This window comes from Vibrio sp. YT-19(2023), assembly GCF_033337395.1.
The window spans coordinates 1-521 of sequence record NZ_JAWOQN010001124.1 but is presented as its reverse complement, the minus strand read 5'-3'; the positions used below and the strand labels follow the sequence as shown (position 1 = coordinate 521).

1 protein-coding gene is annotated in these 521 nt (G+C 45.9%); it reads left to right on the top strand.

Annotated features, from left to right (window positions below; genetic code table 11):
- The coding region (locus R7E78_RS30400) for an NAD-dependent deacylase (protein WP_318059182.1) at window positions 1-521 on the top strand (521 nt) is incomplete at both ends.

Sequence of the window (521 nt, the reverse complement as noted above, 5' to 3'; positions counted from 1 at the left end):
TGTAGCAACACCTGAAGGTTTTGCTCGAGATCCAGACCTTGTTCAGAGTTTTTATAATCAACGCCGTCAAAAGCTTCAGGATGAAGCGATCAAACCGAATGCTGCGCATCTTGCTCTTGGCCGTCTTGAAGCGGAATTAGAGGGAAAGGTGACGGTCATTACGCAGAATATTGACAACCTGCATGAAAGAGGTGGCAGCCAAAATGTGATTCACATGCACGGTGAGTTACTTAAGGCGCGATGTAGTGAATCTAACCAAGTTATTGAACATACCGAAGATATAAAAACTGGTGAGCTTTGCCATTGTTGTCAGATCCCATCACAAATGCGCCCACACATTGTGTGGTTTGGCGAAATGCCACTGAGAATGGGAGAGATATACGCAGCACTGGAAGAAGCTGATTTGTTTGTCTCTATCGGTACTTCGGGCGTCGTCTATCCGGCCGCTGGCTTTGTGCATGATGCTAAAATGCATGGCGCTCATACTATAGAAATTAACCTTGAGCCAAGTGCGGTTGAAA